Origin of the sequence: Rhodococcus sp. 14-2470-1b, assembly GCF_002259415.1 — a bacterium.
In the GTDB taxonomy this organism is placed as follows: Bacteria; Actinomycetota; Actinomycetes; order Mycobacteriales; family Mycobacteriaceae; genus Rhodococcoides.
The window spans coordinates 18738-42531 of sequence record NZ_NPFY01000024.1 but is presented as its reverse complement, the minus strand read 5'-3'; the positions used below and the strand labels follow the sequence as shown (position 1 = coordinate 42531).

The window sequence follows — 23794 nt, the reverse complement described above, 5'->3', positions numbered from 1 at the left end:
TGCTCATATGAGCAACCTCGTTGACATATGAGCAATCCGCCATGCATGATCCTGTTCACAAATCACGTGAGCAGTGAGGTACTACATATGAGCAAGCTCGACGACGCCGCTCTGCAGCGTCTCGCGCACACGGTGCTGGTTCGAGAGGCCTCGGGCCTGAGCACCCTCGCCGACACCGTCGAACCCAGCGTCGTCCGCGTCGCGCGGGCAATGGTCGACACAACAGGCAAGGTCATCACCACCGGATCCGGGACGTCCGGGATCATGGCCGAACGAATGGCACATCTGCTCTCCGTATGCGGTACCCCGTCGTTGTATCTCCCAGCAATGGACGCACTGCACGGCGGCATGGCCGCGATCAGCAACGACGACCTCGTTCTCGCGATCTCGAAGACCGGCCGATCGACCGAACTCACCCAATTGACGAGCCGACTCGTGGCCCGCGGAATCCGAGTCATCGCTGTCACCGAAGCAGCCGACTCGCCATTCGCCCAGGCAGCAACCGACGTCGCCGTACTACCCGCCACCGCGCCGGATGCAGACCCCGGCAACATGATTGCCCTGGCCAGCACGTTGGCTGTCGGCGCGTGGGGCGACGCTGTGAGTGTCGTCGCCATGGCACTCACCGGCCACACACTCCACGACGTCGTCGATTCGCATCCCGCAGGTGGCGTCGGCACCCGCGTCGACGTGTTGGCCGGCAGCGACGCCCCGGTGGTGGGACTGTGAGCCGGACCGTCGTGGTCGGTGTCGACTCGTCCACTCAGTCGTGCAAGGCAGAGGTCCGCGATGCCGACACCGGTGAGCTTCTGGCCTCGGGCGCTGCGCCGCACACGCCCGCCTTCCCGCCGTGCAGCGAACAGGATCCACCGTCGTGGTGGGACGCCCTGGTCACCGCCGTCCGCGCTGCTCTCGGTTCAGCAGGCGAGGTCTCGGTCTCCGCGATGTCGGTGGCGGCACAATGCCACGGCCTGGTTCTACTGGACAAGGACGACGAACCCCTGCGTCCGGCCAAGCTGTGGAACGACACGACCGGTGCCGATCAACTCGCGAAACTCGTCGAGCGAATCGGCGGCCCGCAGTGGGTACGTTCCATCGGATCCCTGCCTACCGCAGCGTTCACGATCGCGAAGCTGGCCTGGGTGGCCGAGCACGAGCCCCATGTACTGGATTCAGCACGACGCGTTCTCCTTCCCCACGACTACCTGACCTACCGCCTCACCGGCCGGGCCGTGACCGACCGCTCCGACGCGTCCGGCACCGGTTACTTCGACGCCACCACGGACTCCTGGCTACCCGAGTACCTCGATGCCGCCGCAGGCGCGCGTGACTGGCTTCCGATGCTGCCGACTGTCCTCGGCGGCGCCGACGCGTCAGGCTACTTGACCGAGCGCGCAACCACCGAGCTCGGCATCACCGGACCGGTACTCGTCGGCGCAGGTGCGGGCGATCAGCACGCCGCCTACCTCGGTCTCGGCCTGAGCGACGGCGATCAATACGTCGGTCTCGGCACCTCCGGAGTCGTCGCGACCTCCACTCGCACCCCAGTGTTCGACGAAGGCGGCATCGTCAACGGGGTCGCCGACACGACGGGCGGTTACCTACCGCTCATCTGCACCCTCAATGCGGCGCGGGTCGGGGACACCGCGGCCAGAATCCTCGGAACCGATCACGCCGGCCTCGCCGATCTCGCACTCGCAGCGCCACCGACGGTCGGACCCACCCTGGTCCCGTTCCTCGACGGTGAACGCACCCCCAACCGCCCCCACGCTCGAGGTCTGCTGTCCGAGATCACGTCGGCGACGACGCGGGAGGAAATGGCACGCGCATTCCTGGAAGGACCGCTGCTGTCCCTGCTCTCGGGCCGAGACGCGCTGCGTTCGTTCGGCATTCGCTGCGACGGCCCCCTGACGGTCGTCGGGGGCGGTGCCCGGTCACGAGCGACACTGCAACTGCTCGCGGATCTCGCCGGCGACATCGTGACCGTCCCGGATGCCGACGAGGCAACCGCTCGCGGTGCGTGCGTACAGGCTGCAGCGGTCGCTGCGGGTCACGACATCGACGGCATGGTCGAGCTCTCTCAGCGCTGGACGCCCGCGGCCCGCGCGACGGTTGCTCCTCGCAAGACCGGGCGCGACATCGCCGCGGTTCGCGAGAACTGGCGTCGGGCAGCAGCTGTGGACGTACTCGATCGGAGCGACGCGTCATGACCGTCGCACTTGCGCCCTGGCACACCGGCCTCGAAAGCGTCCTGGCGGGAAGCATCTACGCTGCGGCATCCGGCTCACGCGTCGACGCCGCGCGTGCCCTCGTCGATGCGGGCATCTCGGTGCACGTCGACGTCATGGCACCCGGGGAAGATCTGCCGTCCGGCATCGATGCAGCCGAGCTCGCCGAACTCGCCCACGTGGTTCCGCAGAGCATGCTCGGGATCCATCTCATCGGCAGCGCCGCAGGAGTTCGAAAGCTGCTCCCGACGATCCCGGACTGCGGAGATCTGTACGTACCTATCGGAATTCGCGACGAACGTGACTGCCGACTCTGGGCAGCGGTCTGGGACGAGTTCGACGACACTGCGCCGACGGCCGCGGATCTGAAGGGCTATCACGGGGTGCTCGTCATGCTTCTGCAGCCGGGAACCTCCGGCACCGCAGACCCGGATCGACTCGGGTTCGTGCGCATGTTCTCCGCCCACGGCAACGTCACCGTCGACGGCGGTGTCACACCCGAGCTGATACCTCGCTGCCGCTCCGCCGGCGCCACGACGCTCGTCGTCGGCCGCGCCCTACTCACCGATCACACACTGCCGGAAGGACAATCATGACCACCGCCACCCCCACACCTCCCGCATCCTCGATGCGCGCGAGCGTGATGACCGGCGTGCGCACGCTGGAGATCGAGGACCGCCCAGTCCCCACCCCGGCACCGTACGAAGTTCTGATCGAGGTCGCTGCTGTCGGCGTCTGCGGCTCCGATGTGCATTACTACCGTGAAGGCCGGATCGGCGACTTCGTCGTCCACGACCCGATGGTGCTCGGCCACGAACTGTCCGGCCGTATCGCCGCTGTCGGCGACGGTGTCGATGCCGCGCGCATCGGCCAACGAGTGGCCGTCGAACCACAGCATCCGTGCCGTCGCTGCACACAATGCATGGCCGGCCGCTACAACCTCTGCCCCGACATGAAGTTCTACGCGACACCGCCGATCGACGGCGCGTTCTGCCGGTACGTCACCATCGACGCCGACTTCGCGCATCCAGTCCCCGATTCGTTGTCCGACGAGGCTGCTGCTCTTCTCGAACCGCTCTCGGTTGCAGTCACGACCATGCGCAAGGCCGGCATCGTGCCGGGATCGTCGATCCTGATCGCCGGAGCCGGGCCCATCGGCATCATCACCGCCCAAGCGGCGCGTGCATTCGGGGCGGCACGCATCGTGGTCTCCGATCCCGTCGAGTCGAGGCGCGAGCGCGCTCTCACCTTCGGCGCGACCGAGGTCATCGACCCGATGACCCAGGACGTCGCAGCACTCGACCCTCAGGTGGACGCCTTCGTCGACGCCAGCGGAGCAGTTCCAGCCGTTCAGAGCGGCATCCGCGCCGTCGGCCCGGCCGGCCGTGTCGTCCTCGTCGGCATGGGCGCCGACAACTACCCGCTTCCCGTCAGCCACATCCAGAACTTGGAGATCACCGTCACCGGCGTGTTCCGTTACACCGATACATGGCCGGCGGCAATCCATCTCGCGTCCACCGGACTCGTCGATCTGGATCGACTCGTCACCGGACGCTATGACCTCGAGCATGTCGCCGACGCGCTCGAGAGCGACACCGACCCTGCCAGCCTCAAGTCGATAGTGGTGCCTGCATGAGCAACAATCCTTTTGATCTGACCGGACGAACCGCAATCGTCACCGGCGGCAACCAAGGACTCGGACGCGCGTTCGCGTTCGGTCTCGCTGCCGCCGGCGCGCACGTCGCCATCGCCGGACGCAGCGCAGAACGTAACGAGAAGGTCGTCGCCGAGGCGGCAGCCGAAGGGTTCACATTCGAGGCCATCACCGCCGACATCACCGAGCATGCCGACATCGAACGCATGACCGTCGAGGCAATCGAGAAGCTCGGCAAGATCGACATTCTCGTCAACAATGCCGGCACCTGCTACCACAACGATTCGTGGGACGTCACCGAGAACGAGTGGGACAACGTCTTCGATCTGAACGTGAAAGCACTGTGGGAGTGCAGCATTGCCGTCGGCGCACACATGCGCGAACGGGGCACCGGCTCGATCGTGAACATCGGATCGATGTCCGGCATCATCGTCAACCGCCCGCAGATGCAGCCCGCCTACAACGCGTCCAAGGCGGCAGTTCATCACCTCACCAAATCACTGGCGGCCGAATGGGGTCCGTTGGGGATTCGTGTCAACGCAGTCGCCCCCGGTTACTGCAAGACCGAAATGGCGCCGGTCGACCGCCCCGACCTCAAGCGCTACTGGATCGACGATGCTCCGATGCAGCGCTACGCCATGCCGGAGGAAATCGCACCGAGCGTCGTGTTCCTGGCGAGCGACGCCGCGAGTTTCATCACCGGGTCGGTTCTCGTCGCAGACGGAGGCTACACAGCATGGTGAGTACCGAAACTGCAACCGTCCGACGCATTCTCGTCGAGGGAATCGACGACGTCAGCGTCGAGACCGTTGCCGTTCCCGAAGCCGGGAGCGGGGAAGTACGTGTGCGCAGCACGGTCGTCGGGATCTGTGGTTCCGACATTCACGCGGCGCACGGCCGTCATCCGTTCATCGATCTTCCCTTCCGCCCCGGTCACGAAGTGGTCGGGATCGTCGATGCCGCAGGCGACGGGGTCGATCCCTCTCTCGTCGGACGTCGTGTCGTCGTCGAACCGAACCTCGCGTGCGGCCGGTGCACGCAGTGTCTGGCCGGTCGTTACAACATCTGCGCCGAACTCGCCGTGTTCGGATGTCAGACCCCTGGCGGACTCACCGACGCGTTCACCATCGCCGAGGATCGTGTCATCCCGCTGGCCGACGGGCTCGACGACCGCCATGCCGCATTGATCGAACCGCTCGCCACCCCGGTGCACGCAGTTCGTCGAGCGGCCGGACTCGTCGGCGGTCTGGACGGCAAGCGTGTCGCGGTAGTGGGCGCGGGCCCGATCGGATTGTTCGTACTCCTCGCCGCCCGACGCGCCGGTGCCACCGTCGTCGTTGCCGATCTGCTCGACTCCAAGCGCGCACGAGCCGAACGCCTCGGGGCCGTCGGCAGCTTCGACCCGGCCTCGGGCGACGCCGTCGCTGCGGCGAAGGCCGCACTCGGCGGACCGGCCGATGTCGTCATCGACTGCGTGTCCCGTGAATCGTCGGTTGCGCAGGCGATCGACATCGTCGACAAGGGCGGCGCCGTGCTGATCGTCGGTGTCGCCGCGGGTGCTACCCCGGTCCCCCTCGATCTGATTCAGGACCGCGAGATCATCGTTGCAGGATGCCTGATGTACGTGCGAGAGGACGTCCAGGAAGCAATCGACATGCTCACCGAGGGCGCGGTACCGATCGACGAATTCGTCACGGCGGAATTTCCGTTGGAACGCGCTGCGGAAGCGTTCACCGCCTCGACCGATCCCGAGCAGGTCAAGGTCCTGATCACCGTCGGTGACCGGCCATGACCGCGCTCCTCGAGTGTCAGGACGTGACAAAGAGTTTCGGTGGAGTCCCTGTGCTGAAGGGGATCACCCTCGAGCTCGAACCCGGCACCGTCACGGCTCTGGCCGGTGAGAACGGTGCGGGTAAGTCGACGCTCATGAAGATCGCGACCGGGCAGCTGCGCGCCGATACCGGCACGGTCACGATCGGCGAGCACACACTCTCTTCCGGTGACCCACGCGACGCGGTTCGTCACGGCGTCGCGATCGTCCCGCAGGAACTGGCGTCGATCGACGACATGACGGTCTACGAGAACATGTTCGTCGGGCGCGAGAAGCGTCGCGGTATCTTCCTCGACCGTCGCGCGATGATCAAGGAAGCCGCCGAGACACTCAGTGTCTTCGACGTATCCATCTCCCCCACCGCACGCATGGGCTCGCTACCGGTCGGCCTTCGACAGATCATCGAGATCGTCAAGGCCGCCCGCACGGGCGCCCAGGTCGTCATGCTCGACGAACCGACCTCCGCTATCTCCGAGCGGGAGGTCGAGGGCCTGTACAAGGTCATGCAGCAGCTCCGTGACCGCGGTGTCGCCATGGTCTACACCACGCACAAGATGGCCGAGATCCGCGCGATCGCAGACCGTGTCGTCGTCCTGCGTGACGGGAAGTTGATCACCGACGAGAAGCTCACGGAGATCACCGACGACGAGATCGTCACCGCGATGATCGGCCGTGAACTCGAGAACCTCTTCCCTTCGGTCGGCAAAGACACCGGGGAGGTCGTTCTGGAAGTCGAGAACCTTCAGGTGGTCGGCGCATCCGAGCCGGTGAACCTGACCGTCCGCCGCGGTGAGATCGTCGGCCTCGCAGGACTTGTCGGCGCCGGCCGCACCGAGTTGCTCGAAGCATTGTTCGGGATGCGGTCGGTGGCGTCGGGAACCGTGAAGGTATCCGGCAAGACGGTTCCGAAAGGTAAACCAGCGGCGGCGATCACCGCAGGGATGGCCATGGTGCCCGAGGACCGCAAGGTCAACGGTGTCGTGCTGTCGATGAGCGTGCTGGACAACGGTTCTCTGCCGAGACTGTCCTCGTTCAGCATCGCCGGATGGCTTCGCAACAAGTCCCGCTCCACGGCAGTGTCCGACGCCATGGACTCGGTCCGACTCCGTAGCCGTGGACTCGGCCAGAGCGTGGGCACATTGTCGGGCGGAAATCAGCAGAAAGTAGTACTCGCACGCTGGCTGACCGGTACCGTCGACGTGTTGCTGCTCGACGAGCCCACCCGCGGCGTCGACGTCGGAGCTCGCTCCGAGATCTATCGCATCATCACCGAATTCGCCAGCCGCGGAATGGCTGTCGTCATGGCGTCGTCGGACATGCCCGAAATCGTGGGCCTGTCGCATCGTGCGTTCGTGATGCGCGAGGGTGCTTTCGTCGGCGAACTCGACCGCGATGCGCTCGATCACCCCGAAGTCCAGGATTCCGTGTTCCGACTGGCAACGGCTCTGGACACCCGGGCAGCAGAAACCCGGGCCACCGATACACCAAGCGAAATCGTTGCGACCGAGCAACGGTCGCCACTCGAGGAGGCACCACAGTGACAACACCCGTCGCTGAACCGGACGAGAAGACGTCCGTATCGGCCGTAACCGGAGAGCCCGTTCGTCGGTTCTCCAGCGCGTGGGCCGGCGCACTCGCACTGCGTTACTCGATGGTCATCGTCATGCTGCTGGTGATCGCGTACTTCTCCTACCGCAGTGCCCGATTCGGCACCGTCGACAACCTGCAGACCATTCTCGTCGCGGCTGCACCGTTCGCGCTGATCGCACTCGGCCAGACTCTCGTGATCCTGACCGGAGGAATCGACCTCTCGGTCGGCAGTGTCATCGCAGTGTCCGCCATGGCGTCCGCTGCTGTGGCCAAAGCGAACCCGGGCCAGGTCTGGTTGACAGTGCTGGTCGCAATGTTCGTCGGCCTCGTCGCAGGTTCGATCAACGGATTTCTGGTTTCTCGCATCAATGTTCCCCCGTTCATCGCGACACTCGGTATGCTCACCGCAGGTTCGGGTTTCGCGTACGTGATCGGTGGTGGCGCACCGATCAACGGCCTTCCGGCAGAGTTCGGCCAGATCGCCAACACCAAGATCTTCGGCCTTCAGATCCCAGTCCTCGTGATGATCATCGGCATCATCGTCCTGGCAGTGGTGATGAAGCGAACCGCCTACGGCATGCGTGTCTACGCAGTCGGCGGCAACCGTACCGCCGCCGAAATCGCGGGAATCAATGCCAAGAACGTTCTCTTCAGTGTCTACGCATTGTCCGGTGTGCTCGCCGGACTGTCCGGCGTGATGCTGGCGTCCCGTGTCATCTCCGGTCCACCGAACCTGGGCCAGGGCTACGAACTCGACGCCATCGCGGCGGTCGTCATCGGAGGCGCAAGCCTCATGGGCGGACGCGGCACCATCTGGGGAACTGCGCTCGGCCTGTTCATGATCCAGACGCTCAACAACGGTCTCGACCTGCTCGTCGTCCCCGCGTACTGGCAGGACGTCATCAAGGGCGTACTCATCGTCGCTGCCGTCTCGGTCGACGTCTGGTCGTCCAAGCGAAGAACCTGACCGCTCTCGTCCCTCACATCACTACCCACCGATCCGGAGAAGAACAATGAAGTTTGCTTCCAAGATGCTGACCGTGGCGGCCACGGGCCTCCTCGCCGTCGGCGTCACTGCCTGCGGCGCAGGCGACACCAGCGCCCAGGACGGCAAGACGCGCATCGGCGTCACCGTGTACGACATGAGTTCCTTCATCACCGCAGGCAAGGAAGGAATGGAAACCTACGCTGCGGCCAACGACATCGAGCTGCTGTGGAACTCGGCGAACAACGACGTCTCGGTCCAGGCAAGCCAGGTCGACTCCCTCATCAATCAGGGTGTCGACGCCATCATCGTCGTTCCGGCACAGGCTGATTCGCTGGCACCTCAGGTCCAGTCCGCCAAGGACAAGGGCATTCCGGTCATCGCCGTGAACGCCGAACTCGAGACCGATCAGATCTCCGGCAACGTTCAGCCCGACGACGTGGCGGCAGGCGCGCAGGAAATGCAGATGATGGCCGACGAGCTCGGCGGGCGCGGCAACATCGTCATCCTGCAGGGACCGCTCGGTGGCTCCGGCGAGATCAACCGTGGCGCGGGCATCGACCAGGTTCTGGCGAAGTACCCGGACATCAAGGTGCTCGCCAAGGACACCGCCAACTGGAAGCGCGACGAAGCCGTCAACAAGACGAAGAACTGGCTCTCGAGCTTCGGCGATCAGATCGACGGCGTCGTCGCACAGAACGACGACATGGGCCTCGGCGCGCTGCAAGCACTCAAGGAAGCCGGACGCACCGACGTCCCCATCGTGGGCATCGACGGCATCGAGGACGGCCTGAACGCGGTCAAGAGCGGTGAATTCATCGGCACCTCGCTGCAGAACGGCACTGTCGAACTCTCGGCGGGTCTCGCGGTTGCCAACAAGATCGCCAAGGGCGAAGACGTCGACACCGCACCGGTGTACGTCATGCCCGCCATCACGGCCGACAACGTCGATGTCGCCATCGAGCACGTCGTGACCGACCGTCAGGCATTCCTGGACGGGCTGGTGGATCTGACCGCCCAGAACCTCGAGACCGGCAACATCGCCAACGAGGGAATCCCCGGACAGTAATTACCCGGTTCCGATCTTCGAGGCGGGGCGGCAGCTCTCCCCCTCCAGCCCGCCCCGCCTCGAATTCCACCCATCCGTAGAGAAAGGCCCGCCTCCATGACCGCACTGCCCGCTCCCGTCGATCTTTCCCTCGACGGCAAGGTCGCCGTCGTCACCGGCGGCGCGTCGGGCATCGGCGCAGCGATCGGCGCGGCCTACGCCGCGCAAGGAGCACGCGTCGTACTGGTCGATCGCGACGGCGATGCGGCAGCGAAGCAGGCCGCCGAGATCGGCGCTCACAGCGTCGCGTGCGACGTAGCCGACCGATCATCGGTTGCGCACGCCGCACAGAACGTCGTCGCGGACTTCGGTCGCGTGGACATCCTGGTCAACTCCGCTGGTGTCGCTCGGCTCGCAGCCGCCGAGGACCTCTCCGACGACTTCTGGAATCTGACGATGAACGTCAACCTCACCGGAACGTTCCTCGTGTGTCAGGAATTCGGACGCGTCATGCTGGCTGCGGGAAGCGGCCGGATCGTCAACATCGCGTCCCAGGCGGCAACAGTAGCCATCGAGGAACACGCGGCCTACTGTGCGTCGAAATTCGGCGTACTGGGTCTGACGAAAGTCCTTGCCGCCGAATGGGCCGGCCGCGGAGTCACCGTCAACACCATCTCCCCCACCGTCGTGATGACACCATTGGGCCGCGACGCGTGGACCAATCCGAAGGGCGACGCTCTGCGCGCGCGTATCCCGGTGGGCCGCTTCGCCGAGACCGAGGACATCACCACGGTGGCTGTCTTCCTGGCCTCCCCGGGCGCGGCCATGATCAACGGCGCCGACATCCTCGTCGACGGTGGTTACACGATTCTGTGATCCGAAGTCGTTGGTGAGTCAGATGTTTCGCGGCAGCCAGCTGGTCAACTTCTCCGGGTTCAGCATGAACCAGACGTCGACGATGCGGCCGTCCACGACGCGGAAGTTGGCCGTCCCGATTGTCCGATGATCCGCCAGAAGTCGATAACCGAGGCCGTCCGCCATCCGGGTCTCCTCGACACGCAGAGCGGGCTGCTTCGCGACGACACCGAGCACGAACCGCGCCACGCGGTCGGAGCCGAGAACCGGCCGTCTGGCAGCACTGACGAATCCTCCACCGTCGGAACGCAAAGTCACGTCAGGGGCCAGCACCTTCATCAGCTCGCCGATGTCGCCGCCGCGGCTGGCCGCCAAAAAAGAGCGAACCGTTGCATCATGATCGGATTCCGCCACGAGCGTCGAGCGTTGCTCGCGGACATGCCGTCGAGCGGCCGACGCCAATTGCCGCGTTGCTGCAGGAGTGCGGCCGACGATACCCGCGATCTCGTCGAAGGGCACCGCGAACACGTCGTGCAGTACGAACGCCACACGTTCGGCAGGAGTCATCGCTTCGAGTACCACCAGAAGCGCAGTGCTGACGGCGTCGTCGAGGGTGACGCGGTCTGCCGGATCGACCTCCGTCGCCGTTCCCGCGAACAAGTCGGCCGGCACAGGCTCCGGAAGCCACTCACCGACATAGCGTTCACGCCTCGCCCGCGCAGAACCGAGGAGGTCGAGTGCCACCCGACTACCCACTCGTGTCAACCACGCAGCCGGATTGACGATCTCCGCCCGTTCCTCCTCGTTCAGTCGATACCACCGCAGATACGTCTCCTGCACCACGTCCTCGGCGTCGGAGAGCGTTCCGGTCATCCGATAGGCCATCGACAACAACCTGCGTCGCTCGTCGTGGACGTCGCCGAGATGTGCAGGCAAGGACTCGGTCTCGTCGGCCATCACCGGATCATGCCACCCTCTCGGTGGGCGGGGTGGGCTCCACTCCTGAACTGGTGAACGCCCGGCGAGGCGCGACGGTCGCCGCGAGCGACGCGATGTCCCTGCGTCCGACGAACGCGCCGACCCAGCCGAGCAGAACGCGGACCTTGCGCTCCCACGTCGGTACCGCAAGGACGTGATACCCGCGGTGCATCGCCCATGCGGGCCATCCTTTGACGACGATCCACTTGTACTGGAACAGACCGTGTCCTCGTCCGAGAGTGGCGACGACCCCGAGGCTACTGTGCACGTACTCCTTCGGTTCACGACCTCGCACGCTCTCGACGATGTTGGACGCCAACCTTTTTGCCTGCCGAACCGCGTGTTGCGCATTGGGAACGGTCGTCGCTCCGTGCCCGACGGCAAGGTCCGGCACTACCGCGTTGTCGCCCGCCGCCCACGCGTCGGCGACGATCTCTTCCTCGGTTCCGACGCGTAGGTCGGCGCGGGTCACGAGAAATCCTCGTGCGTCGACGGGGAGGTCCGTGTGCCGTGCAACAACGCCGTTCGCGGCGTTGCCTGCAGTCCAGACGATCAGATCCGAGTCGAACTCCTCCCCCGTCGACAACACCACGTGTCCGCCGACGGCCGACACCATCTGGGCGTTCAGGTGCACGTGCGCACCGCGATCCCGCAGATGCCGGACGACCCAGCGTCCCGACCCGTCGCTCACCTCGGGCAGGATCCTGCCCTGCGCCTCGACAAGGTGGAATGCAAGCTCGCGGGCTCCGATCTCCGGGTAGTACGGCAGTTGCTCCGTCGCCAGAGACAGCGCCTCTGCAAAGCCCTCGACTCCCGAGAATCCACCGCCCACGAACGTCACCGTCAGCAGGCGGGCACGCTCGGGGCCGTCGGGCAGAGCGGCTGCCCGGTCGAATGCGGTGAGCAGCCTGTCCCGGATCGCGACGGCCTCCTCGACGTTCTTCATGCCGATTGCTTCGTCGACGAGGCCCGGAATGGGGAACGTCCGCGTGACGGCACCGGCCGTGACCACGACGATGTCGTAGTTCAGTTCGAGGTCGCGGCCGTCGAGGCCGTGAGCTCGGACGGTCTTGCGTGCATGATCGATCCGGTCCACGGTGGCAGCAACGAGGGTGGTTCGACGCAGGTGCCGCCGCAGCGACACGACGGTGTGCCTCGGCTCGATCGCACCGGAGACCACCTCGGGTAGAAACGGCTGGTAGGTCATGTAGGGGCGAGGATCCACCAGAGTCACGTGCGCCTCGTCGCGGTGAAGCTTCTTCTCGAGATTCAGCGCTGTGTAGAGCCCGGCGTATCCGCCGCCGACGATGAGGATCTCTGTCATGTCCCGCCTCCGATTGTGTCTGTACCCCTACGACGACACAGCCGTCTCATGTGTGAGGTGACACGATCGGATCAACCGGTGCGGGACTCGGCTACTTCAGTACGTCGACGTTGGTCCGCAGGAGCAGCACGTTGTAGTCAGACCATCGTGACGCGGTGAAGTAGAGGTCGTTGCCGCTGGACAGTGGGTGGATGTACGGCGCATAGATTCCGCCGTTGGTCTGCCAGCTGTTCAGGAGCGTCTTCGGCGCACTCCACGGCCCCTCGGGCTTCTCCGATGTGCGGGCCACGATGGTCCGGTCCACCTCGTTGCCGTACAACATGACATACCGCTTCAACGTCTCGTTCCAGGCCACCGACAATTCGCTGACGGGTTCCGTCACCACCGACTTCGAATCGGCCACATTCGTCGACCAGGGCTTGGCCTGATCCTGCGTCGAGTACTCGTACTTCGTCAGGTCGAGGATCTCCTCCGGCTTCACGCGGGCAACGAACGCGGCACCGAAACGACCGTTGGGCGTACCGAATTGGTAGATGTAGCCGTCCTGACCCTTCGCGTACGCGTTCATCTGATACTTGCCGTTGCTCTCCTCGACCTGAGGGAACGCTGGAATCGTGATGCCTGCGTTGACCCGGATCGTCGCGGGCGCAGTCTGCCAGGTCTGCCCGTTGTCCCTCGACATCGCGATCGCGGAGAAGTTGGTGACCCAACGACCGGGCGCTCCCCACGAGCGCACCGACATGTAGTTCATGTACTGCACAGCGCCGATCGAGATGGCCGCAGTAGGAATGACGGTGTCCTCGACGCCTGCGACACCCAGGCTGGGAACGACCTCGCTGGCGAATCCTGCCGGTTCCACGACCGCGCCCGACGTGGAATCGCCCGGAACTCCGTCGGCGACGGTGATGCCGTCGGCGAGATTCTTGTCGTCCGACCGCAGGAGAACGTTGCTTCGCCACTGCGCCCCGGTCACCGAGCAATTGCCGAACGTGTCACCGAACGCCATCAGCGTCTGCCCGGACCCGTTGTCCCAGCTGATGCCCAAATCCGTCCCGGAGATGCCGAACCGGTCGTAGGTGTTGTTGGGGCTCAACGGCCCGGTGACCCATGCAACCGACGTCGCGTTGCCGGAGATCGCGGGAAGCTGGCCCTGCGGGCCCCGCGGATTCTTCTCGGGGCCACCACCCGCACTGCCCGACGACCCGAACAGCGGCGACGAGCCCGGTCCACCGATGCCTCCGCACGGTTCTGCACTGGCGGTGGGTGACGAGAGAACCGTGAGTCCGCTCGCCGCGAGGGTAAGTACAGCGCCGATCGCCATCTGCCGAGTACGTGCGCGCATGAACGCTCCCCACCGTGTCGTGTGACTCGTGTTACTCATGAGACTGATGGGGTGAGTGTTACGTAAATCCTCGCTTCTTGCAAGGCGTCCGCGCACGACAAATACACAAGCAGCAGAATGACATCCGTGTAAGTTGGCCCAGTTCAGGCCCGATCCTGATGCTCCACTATCGAGTCGAAAGCGCGGAAAACCGCAGATTCGTCGAAAGAATGGAGCGTCAGGCACCCCTGTTGCGTCTACGGCGCCGCACAACGCCGACGATCTGATCCGCCACGGCGTCGACATCGCGGTACACCGTCGCAGCGGAGTAGCGGAGCACCAACCAGTTGTCGAGGATCATCCAGTTCTGCCTGACCCTGTCGTTGTCGAAAGGTCCGGGCGCGATGTGGTATTCACGCCCATCGATCTCCACGTCGACCTTGGCGAGATAGTCCACGAGATCTCCGAAGTACGGGCCGATGGGTGCGTTGATGTTCATCCGAACACCGCGAGCGCGGACGGCCCTGGCGACCATCCGCTCCGGTTCGGAGAACGTGCCTGGGCAACAGTGTTCCAACTGACGACGAACCTCACGCATGCCCTTCATTCCTTTCGTGGCAACGATGTGGTCGGTGACCGCTCGCCATGACACCCGTGCGCCCATATTGCGGTCGAAGAACTGGTCGAGCGGATCACCGGCCAATGTGGACGCGACGTCCACGAAGCACTGCGCGGCGAATACCACCGGTAGCCCGTGCCTTTCGGTCGACGACACGGACCGGCGGTGCAGCACGAATCCGTCGACACGGCTGACCCGTACCGATACCGGCACGGTCGCGTGAACCGTCGACGGCTCGTCGTCGAGCAGGCCCCAGAGCCACGCTGCGCTGTCGTGACTGAGTACTGCATCGCTCCGCCACAGGGTGAGGGCGGTGCACAGGTCGAAGTAGGACGGATCGGGATCCGAGTAGATCCGAGGAAGGACCCTGATCAAGCGACCGGTCCGTACCCTCCGTGCGATCCCGGACCGTGCAATCCCCTGACTCTCCAGTTGTGCACGCGTGTAGACCCCCATGGCTCGTCACTCTGCACCGTCGTCGGCGCGTCCAACCCTCGGCGAACGGCCGCCTGTGGATAACGAGAACGCCTGTGGATGAACCAGCTGCAGTCGAATTTCGTACCGACAGGACGATCGATTGGGAATGGTTGCCCGCATGTAGTTGGATCGTCAGTCATGGCGGCAACCGAGCGTTTCACCTTTCCGACCGAACGAGCCCAGCGCACGACGGTGCTGACCGGCACGGTATCCGGCCACCGAACGAGGTACTGGGAACTGTCCGATCACATCGCCTATCCCGACATCCGCAACATCGTCGCGGACTACGTCAACGCCACCATCTCCGACCCGGCGAACACCGTCCGGCACGGGTGGACCGTCGCCGCGCTTCCCGCGGGAGACTCCCCCGCCCACGAGCGTCGCCTCCTGACCCTCACCTGCGGCGGAGTCGACACTCTCGTCGTCACCGAATTCAGCAACGACGAGGACGACTCGATCGAACTGGAAATGACCGTCAACACCGACATGGCCGACGGGTACTCCGACGAACAGCTCGACTTCTCCACCGACCTGGTCAGCGCCGCACGAGCAACGGCAGGCACCACGGACGTGTGGTCGTGGCGAATCGACATCGGCGCACTCTTGACCGACGAGGCCGGCATCGACTTCGGAATCACCGACGACGAATTCGACGACCTGGCCTACGCCCTGAACTCACGTTCGATGACCGACCGCGCACCGGACACCACCGGCCACAACGACGACCTCGCCGGCGACCTGCTCGCCGAGGCCTATCGGCAGCTGCGGGACGCCGACGACGCTACCGTCGACTGACACGTCGGAGGAATGGAGAACATGACACATCGACCGGTGCGCATACCGACAGTCCTGGCCGCGACGGCGGCAGCCGTTGCCTTGGTTGTCTCGGGGTGCGGGAGCGGAACGACCGACGAACAAACCGCGGACCAGTTCGCCGGTGACGGGACGTTTCCCAGGACCGTTGGGGCCGACGTAGTCATCGAGTCGAGGCCGACATCCATTGTCTCACTGAGCCCGACGGCGACGGAGACGTTGTTCGCCGTCGGTGCAGGCGAGCAGGTGGTCGCGGTGGACAGTCAGTCCGACTTCCCGACCGACGCTCCGAGAACCGAGCTGTCCGCGTACACACCGAGCTTGGAGGCGATCATCGGCTACGACCCTGATCTGGTGGTGGCCTCCGACGACATCGACGGCCTCGTCGCCGGTCTGGACGCAGCCGAAGTACCAGTACTGCTGCTTCCCGCCGCGACGAGTATCGACGACACCTACGCCCAGATCGAGACCATTGCCGACGCCACCGGTCACGACGCCGAAGGCGACGCAGTGGTCGCCGACATGCGCACTCGCATCGATGCCGCGGTGGCGAGCGTTCCGCAGTCGAACGCAACCTACTTCCACGAACTCGATTCGATGCTATACACGGTGACGAGCGAGAGCTTCATCGGCCGAATCTACGGCCTGTTCGGCTTGACCAGTATCGCCGACGGTGCCGGCACCGATTATCCGCAGATGTCCGACGAAGGTGTCGTCACCGCCGACCCCGACATCGTCTTCCTCGCCGACTCCCAGTGCTGCGGCGTGACGGCCGAAGCCGTTGCAGCTCGGCCAGGTTGGGCGTCGACCACCGCTGTGCGTGACGGCTCGATCGTCACGATGGACGAGGATCTGTCGAGCCGGTGGGGTCCGCGCGTCGCGGATCAGGTCGAAGCCGTCGCCTCTGCGCTCGGCGGCTAGTCACCGGCCGCAGCGAGCGTTTCGGCCAGTTCGTCGTAGGACGGCGCCATACCGAGGGCGTAGGACGGCGCCGGCTCTGCATTCAGCGCCGCCTGCGTGCGCCCGATTACTACCTGTCCGTCCGAATCACGACGCACAGGTGCATATCCCGCTGATCGAAGCGCCTCGAGCGAGGTCTCGATCGGCGCGGTGAACCCGACAACCGTGGGCGCGAGAACAACCGGACCGAGCTTCGACAACCGCCTGTTCGCGGTGATCTCCGAGATCAACGCTTCGTCGGGCGCGACGACTGCGCAGGCGAGTGCGTAGGCACCGATGCTGCCGTGCGTGCGGGCCACGTCGTTCACCAGGTAGCTCAACGCCTGCGGAATGTCACCGGTCGAGTATCTGGCGAGACCGTCGAGCACCTCGGTGACGGTGAGGCCGTCGTCGAAAGCTCCACGAACACTGACCTGATCGAACCTCCACGTCGTGGCGGCTCCGGTCGCCTCGCGAACTGCGACACTGTCGAAGAAGTGGGCCAGCGCGGTGCCGGGCGGCCCGAACACCACAGCCGTCAGATCTGCGCCGACGGTCGCACGCGTGTGCGCCGTGGACACCGCCCGCTCCACTGCGTCGAACACGTTCTCGGACAACAAAGCTCGACCCAGATCGGTGCCGGCGCCCAGCGCCCGGGCGCCGACGAGTTCCGCCTCACGCTGCGTCATCTGCAGTATGTCCAGGCCCTCCTCGACGGGAAAGCACGGGAACGTCCATCCGAGCATTGTCACCACTGCGCCGTCGTCGGCGAAGGCGTGTCCCTCCTGAACGAGGTCGTGTGCCGACACGACCGCGCGGCGCAGCAATCTCGGCGGGATCTGGCGCGAGTCGTCGGCGATGCCTTCGTACGTCGCGAGATACACGGCGTCGGCGTTCCACCATGTCTGCAGCAGTGATGCTGCCTGGGTTCCGGGATCACTTGCCAACCACTGCGCCGCTCGGTCCGTCGCGACCAGAACGTGCCCGGCCGGAACGCGTCTTCGGCCTTTCGGCGTCGGCAGAGCTTCGAAGCCAAGCAGAAGAGCGCTCAACGCCAATTCCAGAGCTACTTCGACGGCGTCGACCTCGGCGTGCAGGTCCTTGGCTATCGCGCGCACTGTACGCACGCCGACGGCACCGGATTTGAGTAACTGAATCGGCGTGGTCGATGCGGATTCGATCACCCCGGTCACCACCTCCACCATGCGAAGAACGCGCGCCGACGCTTCCGCCTGCACGTGCCCTGCATCGACCGGTTCGGAGTCGAACTCGGGCGGAGTCGGGCTGAACGGTAGAACGAAATCGGCACCGAGAAGCGCCCGAGTCACCTGCACCGGCATCGACACCGGTCCGTTCGCGACCTGCCATGCCAATCCCCGCTGCACTGCCCATGCGCCGGGACGCGCGGCCGTCAGATACACCGGATCCGCGTAGAGGATCGAGTCTCGGCGCGCAGCTTCGTACAGAAACTCTTTCTCGGCATCCGGCGCAGTCTCCACCACGCTCCGCAGCGCATCGGGGTCGTCGAACAACGACACGAGTTGTTCCACCACCTCGGGCCGGGCCCCGTCTCCGCGAACACCCAACCTCGTCGAGACCGAACGCAACACCGGCAGCGGAGCCGCATCGAAGGACCGACGAACATCCGTGCCGTAACTCCGATTCGCGTACACCGGGAGAGGATGCACCGCCGTCAGCACGCCATCCGACACCCACGCGATCTGCAGCTCGGACAGATCCTCCAGTACAACCGCGAAGCCCGACTCCGGATGGCCCAGCAACCGACGGACGGCATCGACCGTCGCCGGCATCCGCAGCTGTTTGCACAGCGCAACAGCGGACAGCACCTCCACCGCCGGCCGCGGAAGCGTCAGGTAGACATCTGCGAACGAATCGCCCCCGACCAGATGACGTGCCAGCTCGTCGAGATCCTCGGGAGCATCCGTCCGCGCCACATGCCGGCGCCGCAGCAGCAACGCCAGCGCATCCACGTCCAAAGCCGCAATTCGCTCGCGAACGGACTCCTCGACAGCGGTAAGCATGACCGCAACCCTAGTTCTCCCGAGATGGATATACAGCGGCGCATTCCGCACGGCAGCGTCAGGCGGACAAGCGATCCCCGGCACCGAAGAGAAGATCCGACAAATGATCGTGCAGCCGATGGAATTCCGGAGAACGCATCATCTCCGGCGTCCGTGGGCGAGGAAGATCGATCGGCACCATCTCGACGACACGGCCGGGGCGCGCACCCATCACCGCGACGACGTCGGACAGGAACACTGCTTCGGCAATGCCGTGCGTGACCATCAAGGTGGTGGCGGGCTTCTCCGTCCAGATGCGGAGAAGCTCGATGTTGAGACGTTGCCGCGTCATGTCGTCGAGCGCGCCGAACGGCTCGTCGAGCAGCAGGACGGACGGCCGCAGAACAAGAGCTCGAGCAATCGACACCCGCTGCCTCATTCCACCCGACAGCTGGGCAGGCTTGGCCTTCTCGAAACCGCCCAATCCCACGAGCCCGATCAGGTCGGCGATGGCCGTGGCGTCCACGTCGCGTCCGGCAACTTCGAGCGGTAGGCGGATGTTGGATTCGACCGAGCGCCAGGGCAACAGCGCGGAATCCTGAAACGCGATACCCAGTTCGTGGTCACGCTGCAGCTCCTTCGGCGAGCGGCCGTCGATCAGGGCGACACCTGCTGTAGGAGTGTCCAGTCCTGCCAGGATTCGAAGCACAGTCGACTTGCCGCATCCTGACGGTCCGAGAAGCGACAAGAATTGCCCCTCCGATGTTTTGATGTTCACGTCGTCGAGTGCGTGTACCTGCTCGCGGCCGAGGGAAAACGTTTTGGTGAGGCCGCTGATATCGATTCCGGTACCGGGAGGGCGCAGCGGTACGACGGACTTCGCGACGGAATTCTCCATGGTTGTGTCCTTGTGGTTGGTTCGCCGTGCGGCAAACATAATCTTGCTCCGATCACGAACCCTACGCCCAGCATTGACGTGAAGCTACGGCTCATACGCAGTTCAATCAAGGTTTACGCGACGAAACATCATGGAAACGATTCACTGCCAATCTTGCTCTGGTCAAGATTAAATTCTTCGACTCCACTCGCCGCTTCTGCTCAGGGACGCGCAGATAAGCGACTCTCATAGGAGACCTCATGGATCGTCGCGCCTTCCTACGTATCGGTGCCGCCGGCGCCGGCCTCATCGCCGCAGGCCCCGTCCTCGCTGCGTGCGGCAGCAGTTCGAGCGCCGGATCGTCCGCAGCATCGGGCGACATCGCATATCAACTCAGCTGGATCAAGAACTTCCAATTCGCCGGCGAATACATCGCCGACGACAAGGGTTACTACCGCGACGCAGGATTGACCGTCGATCTGCTCGCCGGTGGACCGAACGTCGCGGTAGACGCGGTCGCCGAATCCGGCAAGGCCCTGGTCACGCAGAGCTCCCCCGACTTCACCGCCAACGCGGTCGGGGCCGGTGCAGACCTGAAGATCATCGGTGCGAGCTACCAGAAAAGCCCGTTCTCGATCATCTCGATGGCCACTCCCATTACTTCACCCGCAGACCTCGCGGGAAAGACGATCGGCATCCAGGCAGTGAACCAAACTGCGTGGGATGCGTTTTTGCGACTCAACGAGATCGACTCGAGCACCTTCACCCAAGTTCCGGTCCAGCACGATCTCACCCCACTGATCTCCGGGGAAGTCGACGGATTCTGGGGTTACTCCAACGACGATGCAGTTCAGTTGCGCGAGAAGGGGAACGCGATCACGATCATGCTGCTCGCCGATCACGGATACCTCCTGCCGACGGGCACGTACACCGTGCGATCCGATTCACTGACGGATCCGGACAAGCGGGCACGAGTGATCGCATTCATGAAGGCGGACATCCGGGGATGGCAGGACGCGATCGCCGATCCCGCCGCGGGGGCGAAGCTCGCAGTCGAGGTCTACGGGAAGGACAACGGCCTGGACCTGTCCGCCCAGACTGCGTCCTGCGTTGCCTCGAACGATCTCATGGTCACGCCCGACACCACGGCGAACGGCTTGTTCACGATGACCCCGGATCTGATCGCGCAGTCCGTCCGCACCTTGGGAGCCGGTGGCATCACTGCCTCGGAGACCTTGTTCGACATGAGCATCCTCGACGAGATCTACGCCGACGGCCCCACCGTTTCCTGATACACGCCACCCTCACAAGAAGGACACGCCTGCAATGCCTCAACCCGAACAGAACGACGACATCTGGAGCCGCGCAGTCACGGTCGGTGGTTTCCGAGTGGACGAAGTCCGCTCCGTCCTACAGAAATCGATACGACGCGGACTCGTCGAGGAAGCCGCGCTCGCTGCCTACGAGCTGTTCCGCACCGGAGTCCAAACCGAAGAGTTGCTGTGGCGACGGTTGGAGATCATCGCAGTCGAGGACGTCGGCGCCGGACTACCCGCAGCCCCGTCGCTGCTGCACGCCATGAACGAGCAGCGTGTCCGCCAGACAACCGACCTCGAACGGTGGATGTATTCGGCGCACGCAGTCAAACTGTTGGCTTCGGCTCCGAAAGATCGCAGCACCATGGAGTTGGCGTTCTGGGCGTCGGTACAGATCGACAGCGGGGAACGGTCCGTGGAAATTCTCGACATGCACGTCGACCACCACACCCGGCGCGGTGTGAAGGCCGGTCGCGACACCGATTTCTGGTGGGCGGCAGGTGGTTACAAGCTGGTCGACGAGATCGATCCCGACGGTTCGCCGTGGTCGGCCTACGTGCGCAGCCTTCTCGGAGGTGACGGGCACGATCCGGCCGCAGAGGGCGGGTATTCGTCACCGTACCCGGGCGAATCGATCGACGACGCTCTGGACTCCATGCCATGACGGTGCTGCGCCGTCCGCGTTCGACCGCCCTCGTCGGCATGATCTCGGTCCTCGTCGTCTGGCAGCTTCTGTCGCTGACGTTGCTGAGGGCTGGAGGCACCGTTCCCGGACCGATCGAAATCGTGTCTCAGGTGTTCGACGACGGACTGGGTCTCTATGTCGACAATTCACTGGTCACGGTCGGCGCGGCGGCGCAGGGTTATCTATGGGGAAATCTCTGTGCAGTCGCGCTGGCCGTGGTCGCCCTCGTGGTTCCCCCGTTCGCCAAGCCCATCATGCAGATCGGCGTGTTCTCGTACTGTCTGCCGATCGTTGCGATCGGACCGCTCTTCGCCATCGTGTTCGAGGAAGGCATGTCCCGCGTGGTGCTCGCCGGGATGTCCGTCTTCTTCACCACTCTCGTCGGAGTGGCGACGGGTCTGCGCGCCGCGGACTCGGCCAGCATCGACGTCGTCACCGCACAAGGCGGTGGTGCCTGGATGGCTCTGCGGAAGGTTCGTTTCGTCTCTGCACTACCCGCGCTGTTCACCGGCCTCCAGATCGCGGCGCCTGCAGCACTCCTCGGCGCGATCATCGGTGAATACATCGGCGCCGACAATGGACTCGGTGTGCTCATGATCAGTTCGCAACAGTCCATGCAGATACCGCGAACATGGGCAGTTGCGCTCGCCGGGGCTCTCATCGCAGGGGTCGCGTATGTGCTGATCGGAGTGCTGGCGCGCCTAGCTGTTCCGTGGTCGTCCGACCTCAGCGCTCGTGCCATGGCGGCCTCACCGCTCGATCCGAATCGAGCGACCGGCACCGGGCCGAAGGCCGCGGCGCGCGCCGTGTCGAGCGCGATCATCGGAGTACTCGCTGTGTGCATCGTCTGGAGCGGCTTTCTCGCCGTCACCGGTGTCTCGTCGTTCATCGGCCGGTCTCCGACGGACGTCGCACAATTCCTCCTCGACGGACCGGCGACCGGCGCAGACACTCGATCGGACCTCCTGCCACTGGCCTCACAGACCCTTCGCGATGCCGTCGTCGGGCTCGGTGCCGGAATGTCGGCTGCCATCGTCGTCGCCGCACTGTTCGCGTTGTCCCCCTCGGTCAAGAGCGCGTTCATGGGAGTCGTTCTTGCGGTTCGCACTGTGCCGCTGATAGCGATGGCACCGCTGATCGTGCTTGTCGTCGGCCGCGGCGCCTGGAGCGTCGCAGTCATCGGTGGTCTCGTCACCTTCTTCCCGACGCTGGTGACAGTGCTCCTGTCGCTCGAGCGAATCCCCAAGGACGCAGCCGACCTGATGGCGTCGTTGCACGCGTCTCGCTGGCGCACGTTCGTGACGGTCCAGGTCCCCATGGCCACGTCGGGGTTGATCTCCTCACTTCGGATTGCAGCGCCGCTCGCGTTCACCGGAGCATTGCTGGCAGAGTGGCTCGCCACCGGCGATGGCCTGGGTTACGACATGATCCTGTCCATGACGACAGCCCGGTACGACATGCTGTGGGCGGAGGTCGTTCTCGTCACCGCAATGACGTTCGCCGTCTATGCAGCGGTCGGGATACTCGAGAAGCTCTCGGCCAGAATGTACTCCGGAAGCGTCGCAACGCCCACAGCTGTTCAGGTCCCCGCCAGAAAGGTCAACGCATGAGCCCCGAGCCGTCGGACATGGCCGAACGCACCAAGATGGGACAGACCATCCGGGCCGTGCGGCAGGTGCAGGGACTCACGCTGGTTCGTCTGGCCGAGCTGTCCGGACTGTCCAATCCGTTCCTCAGTCAGGTCGAACGGGGTAAGGCACAACCGAGCATGGATTCCCTGCGACGCATCGCCGACGCCCTCGGCACCACCATCCCCATGCTCACAGCCAGCGCCCACTCGTCGAGCGCAGAATCGGAAATATGCATCGTGCGCGCCGACGATCCACTCGTCAGCACCCACGAAATGGGATACACCAGGCCTTTGGTTCGCGGCACGCGCAGCCTCAATCCGCTCGAGTTCCACATAACGTCCGACATCTACGAGCAGACCTATTGGACGCACTCCGTCGCCGAGTTCATCCACATTCTGTCGGGTTCGCTGATGGTCGACCTCGACACCGAGGGCACCCACGTGCTGGCAACAGGCGACTCGCTCTACGTTCCCGGCGGATTGAATCACCGCTGGCGAATCACTGGGAAGTGGCCTGCACGCGCACTGGTGGTGCAGGCGGGACCCCACGACGACGCCGATCTCGAAGCGCGATCCGCGCACGGAAGACAGGACTGAACGCCC

The 23794-nt window shown here is 64.7% G+C and carries 22 protein-coding genes; 16 read left to right on the top strand and 6 right to left on the bottom strand.

Translation table 11 applies throughout. The features are described from left to right. The first annotated feature begins 87 nt into the window (after nt 1–87). The 10 genes from CH293_RS18440 (at nt 88) to CH293_RS18395 (ending at nt 10212) form a co-directional block, all read left to right on the top strand. A complete protein-coding gene (locus tag CH293_RS18440) occupies nt 88–729 on the top strand; it encodes an SIS domain-containing protein (RefSeq protein WP_241483609.1) in 642 nt (213 codons plus the stop codon). Beyond that, complete coding sequence (gene xylB / locus CH293_RS18435; protein ID WP_094721050.1) at nt 726–2210, top strand: xylulokinase; 1485 nt, start codon at nt 726–728, stop codon at nt 2208–2210. Before CH293_RS18440 ends, xylB begins: the two co-directional genes overlap by 4 nt. Then, nucleotides 2207–2824: a hypothetical protein gene (locus CH293_RS18430; protein WP_094721049.1), complete on the top strand. Its 618-nt coding sequence runs from the start codon at nt 2207–2209 to the stop codon at nt 2822–2824. Before xylB ends, CH293_RS18430 begins: the two co-directional genes overlap by 4 nt. After that, entirely contained in the window at nt 2821–3864 is a 1044-nt protein-coding gene (locus tag CH293_RS18425; RefSeq protein WP_037105016.1) for an NAD(P)-dependent alcohol dehydrogenase, read from the top strand. Before CH293_RS18430 ends, CH293_RS18425 begins: the two co-directional genes overlap by 4 nt. After that, entirely contained in the window at nt 3861–4625 is a 765-nt protein-coding gene (locus CH293_RS18420) for an SDR family NAD(P)-dependent oxidoreductase (protein ID WP_037105014.1), read from the top strand. Before CH293_RS18425 ends, CH293_RS18420 begins: the two co-directional genes overlap by 4 nt. Next, nucleotides 4619–5674: a zinc-binding dehydrogenase gene (locus tag CH293_RS18415; protein ID WP_094721048.1), complete on the top strand. Its 1056-nt coding sequence runs from the start codon at nt 4619–4621 to the stop codon at nt 5672–5674. Before CH293_RS18420 ends, CH293_RS18415 begins: the two co-directional genes overlap by 7 nt. Beyond that, on the top strand, nt 5671–7254 hold the full coding sequence (locus CH293_RS18410) for a sugar ABC transporter ATP-binding protein (protein ID WP_094721047.1): 1584 nt from the start codon (nt 5671–5673) through the stop codon (nt 7252–7254). Before CH293_RS18415 ends, CH293_RS18410 begins: the two co-directional genes overlap by 4 nt. After that, a complete protein-coding gene (locus CH293_RS18405; protein WP_094721046.1) occupies nt 7251–8270 on the top strand; it encodes an ABC transporter permease in 1020 nt (339 codons plus the stop codon). Before CH293_RS18410 ends, CH293_RS18405 begins: the two co-directional genes overlap by 4 nt. 46 nt (nt 8271–8316) lie before the next feature. Then, nucleotides 8317–9357: a substrate-binding domain-containing protein gene (locus CH293_RS18400; RefSeq protein WP_094721045.1), complete on the top strand. Its 1041-nt coding sequence runs from the start codon at nt 8317–8319 to the stop codon at nt 9355–9357. A 96-nt stretch (nt 9358–9453) separates the two neighbouring features. After that, nucleotides 9454–10212, top strand: coding sequence for a GolD/DthD family dehydrogenase (locus tag CH293_RS18395; protein ID WP_037111034.1), 759 nt, complete (start codon nt 9454–9456; stop codon nt 10210–10212). 18 nt (nt 10213–10230) lie between these two features. On the opposite strand, the gene sigJ is transcribed toward CH293_RS18395, so the two are convergent. The 4 genes from sigJ to CH293_RS18375 all read right to left on the bottom strand — a co-directional run bounded on the left by sigJ (nt 10231) and on the right by CH293_RS18375 (nt 14889). Next, a complete protein-coding gene (gene sigJ / locus CH293_RS18390) occupies nt 10231–11148 on the bottom strand; it encodes an RNA polymerase sigma factor SigJ (RefSeq protein ID WP_094721044.1) in 918 nt (305 codons plus the stop codon). 7 nt (nt 11149–11155) lie between these two features. Then, on the bottom strand, nt 11156–12493 hold the full coding sequence (locus CH293_RS18385) for an NAD(P)/FAD-dependent oxidoreductase (RefSeq protein WP_094721043.1): 1338 nt from the start codon (nt 12491–12493) through the stop codon (nt 11156–11158). A gap of 91 nt (nt 12494–12584) precedes the next feature. Continuing rightward, nucleotides 12585–13814 (bottom strand): DUF4185 domain-containing protein, encoded by a 1230-nt coding sequence (locus CH293_RS18380; RefSeq protein ID WP_094721042.1) that lies wholly within the window; start codon nt 13812–13814, stop codon nt 12585–12587. A gap of 238 nt (nt 13815–14052) precedes the next feature. Further along, nucleotides 14053–14889 (bottom strand): DUF559 domain-containing protein, encoded by an 837-nt coding sequence (locus CH293_RS18375; protein WP_094721041.1) that lies wholly within the window; start codon nt 14887–14889, stop codon nt 14053–14055. Between the two features lie 159 nt (nt 14890–15048). Between CH293_RS18375 and CH293_RS18370 the strand changes: the two genes are divergently transcribed. Beyond that, nucleotides 15049–15705 carry a hypothetical protein gene (locus CH293_RS18370; protein ID WP_094721040.1) on the top strand — a complete coding sequence of 219 codons (657 nt, stop codon included), beginning with the start codon at nt 15049–15051 and terminating at the stop codon, nt 15703–15705. Nucleotides 15706–15717: 12 nt separating this feature from the next. Continuing rightward, complete coding sequence (locus CH293_RS18365; RefSeq protein WP_094721039.1) at nt 15718–16644, top strand: ABC transporter substrate-binding protein; 927 nt, start codon at nt 15718–15720, stop codon at nt 16642–16644. Here CH293_RS18365 and CH293_RS18360 read toward each other — a convergent pair. Beyond that, nucleotides 16641–18704: a helicase-associated domain-containing protein gene (locus CH293_RS18360; RefSeq protein WP_094721038.1), complete on the bottom strand. Its 2064-nt coding sequence runs from the start codon at nt 18702–18704 to the stop codon at nt 16641–16643. The two genes, CH293_RS18365 and CH293_RS18360, sit on opposite strands and share 4 nt — an antisense overlap. Nucleotides 18705–18762: 58 nt before the next feature. Then, a complete protein-coding gene (locus CH293_RS18355; RefSeq protein WP_037111048.1) occupies nt 18763–19581 on the bottom strand; it encodes an ABC transporter ATP-binding protein in 819 nt (272 codons plus the stop codon). A 239-nt stretch (nt 19582–19820) separates the two neighbouring features. On the opposite strand from CH293_RS18355, the gene CH293_RS18350 reads away from it, so the two are divergent. From CH293_RS18350 to CH293_RS18335, 4 genes are read left to right on the top strand one after another with little or no spacing between them, the layout of a single operon-like run. Further along, a complete protein-coding gene (locus CH293_RS18350; RefSeq protein WP_052059317.1) occupies nt 19821–20852 on the top strand; it encodes an ABC transporter substrate-binding protein in 1032 nt (343 codons plus the stop codon). 34 nt (nt 20853–20886) lie between these two features. Then, a complete protein-coding gene (locus CH293_RS18345; RefSeq protein ID WP_141217182.1) occupies nt 20887–21540 on the top strand; it encodes an AAA family ATPase in 654 nt (217 codons plus the stop codon). Continuing rightward, nucleotides 21537–23171, top strand: a complete 1635-nt coding sequence (locus CH293_RS18340) for an ABC transporter permease (protein WP_094721037.1) — start codon at nt 21537–21539, stop codon at nt 23169–23171. Before CH293_RS18345 ends, CH293_RS18340 begins: the two co-directional genes overlap by 4 nt. After that, a complete protein-coding gene (locus CH293_RS18335) occupies nt 23168–23788 on the top strand; it encodes a helix-turn-helix domain-containing protein (protein WP_080733011.1) in 621 nt (206 codons plus the stop codon). The genes CH293_RS18340 and CH293_RS18335 overlap by 4 nt, the downstream gene beginning before the upstream one ends. Nucleotides 23789–23794: the final 6 nt, after the last annotated feature.

Bases quoted from the DNA above. Each gene is read 5' to 3' on its own strand.
- CH293_RS18340 (WP_094721037.1), top strand. From the start codon at position 21,537: ATGACGGTGCTGCGCCGTCCGCGTTCGACCGCCCTCGTCGGCATGATC.
- sigJ (WP_094721044.1), bottom strand. From the start codon at position 11,148: ATGGCCGACGAGACCGAGTCCTTGCCTGCACATCTCGGCGACGTCCAC.
- CH293_RS18395 (WP_037111034.1), top strand. From the start codon at position 9,454: ATGACCGCACTGCCCGCTCCCGTCGATCTTTCCCTCGACGGCAAGGTC.
- CH293_RS18370 (WP_094721040.1), top strand. From the start codon at position 15,049: ATGGCGGCAACCGAGCGTTTCACCTTTCCGACCGAACGAGCCCAGCGC.
- CH293_RS18385 (WP_094721043.1), bottom strand. From the start codon at position 12,493: ATGACAGAGATCCTCATCGTCGGCGGCGGATACGCCGGGCTCTACACA.
- CH293_RS18415 (WP_094721048.1), top strand. From the start codon at position 4,619: ATGGTGAGTACCGAAACTGCAACCGTCCGACGCATTCTCGTCGAGGGA.
- CH293_RS18375 (WP_094721041.1), bottom strand. From the start codon at position 14,889: ATGGGGGTCTACACGCGTGCACAACTGGAGAGTCAGGGGATTGCACGG.
- CH293_RS18345 (WP_141217182.1), top strand. From the start codon at position 20,887: ATGCCTCAACCCGAACAGAACGACGACATCTGGAGCCGCGCAGTCACG.
- CH293_RS18410 (WP_094721047.1), top strand. From the start codon at position 5,671: ATGACCGCGCTCCTCGAGTGTCAGGACGTGACAAAGAGTTTCGGTGGA.
- CH293_RS18380 (WP_094721042.1), bottom strand. From the start codon at position 13,814: ATGGCGATCGGCGCTGTACTTACCCTCGCGGCGAGCGGACTCACGGTT.
- CH293_RS18350 (WP_052059317.1), top strand. From the start codon at position 19,821: ATGGATCGTCGCGCCTTCCTACGTATCGGTGCCGCCGGCGCCGGCCTC.
- CH293_RS18360 (WP_094721038.1), bottom strand. From the start codon at position 18,704: ATGCTTACCGCTGTCGAGGAGTCCGTTCGCGAGCGAATTGCGGCTTTG.
- CH293_RS18355 (WP_037111048.1), bottom strand. From the start codon at position 19,581: ATGGAGAATTCCGTCGCGAAGTCCGTCGTACCGCTGCGCCCTCCCGGT.
- CH293_RS18365 (WP_094721039.1), top strand. From the start codon at position 15,718: ATGGAGAACATGACACATCGACCGGTGCGCATACCGACAGTCCTGGCC.
- CH293_RS18440 (WP_241483609.1), top strand. From the start codon at position 88: ATGAGCAAGCTCGACGACGCCGCTCTGCAGCGTCTCGCGCACACGGTG.
- CH293_RS18430 (WP_094721049.1), top strand. From the start codon at position 2,207: ATGACCGTCGCACTTGCGCCCTGGCACACCGGCCTCGAAAGCGTCCTG.
- CH293_RS18400 (WP_094721045.1), top strand. From the start codon at position 8,317: ATGAAGTTTGCTTCCAAGATGCTGACCGTGGCGGCCACGGGCCTCCTC.
- CH293_RS18425 (WP_037105016.1), top strand. From the start codon at position 2,821: ATGACCACCGCCACCCCCACACCTCCCGCATCCTCGATGCGCGCGAGC.
- CH293_RS18420 (WP_037105014.1), top strand. From the start codon at position 3,861: ATGAGCAACAATCCTTTTGATCTGACCGGACGAACCGCAATCGTCACC.
- CH293_RS18335 (WP_080733011.1), top strand. From the start codon at position 23,168: ATGAGCCCCGAGCCGTCGGACATGGCCGAACGCACCAAGATGGGACAG.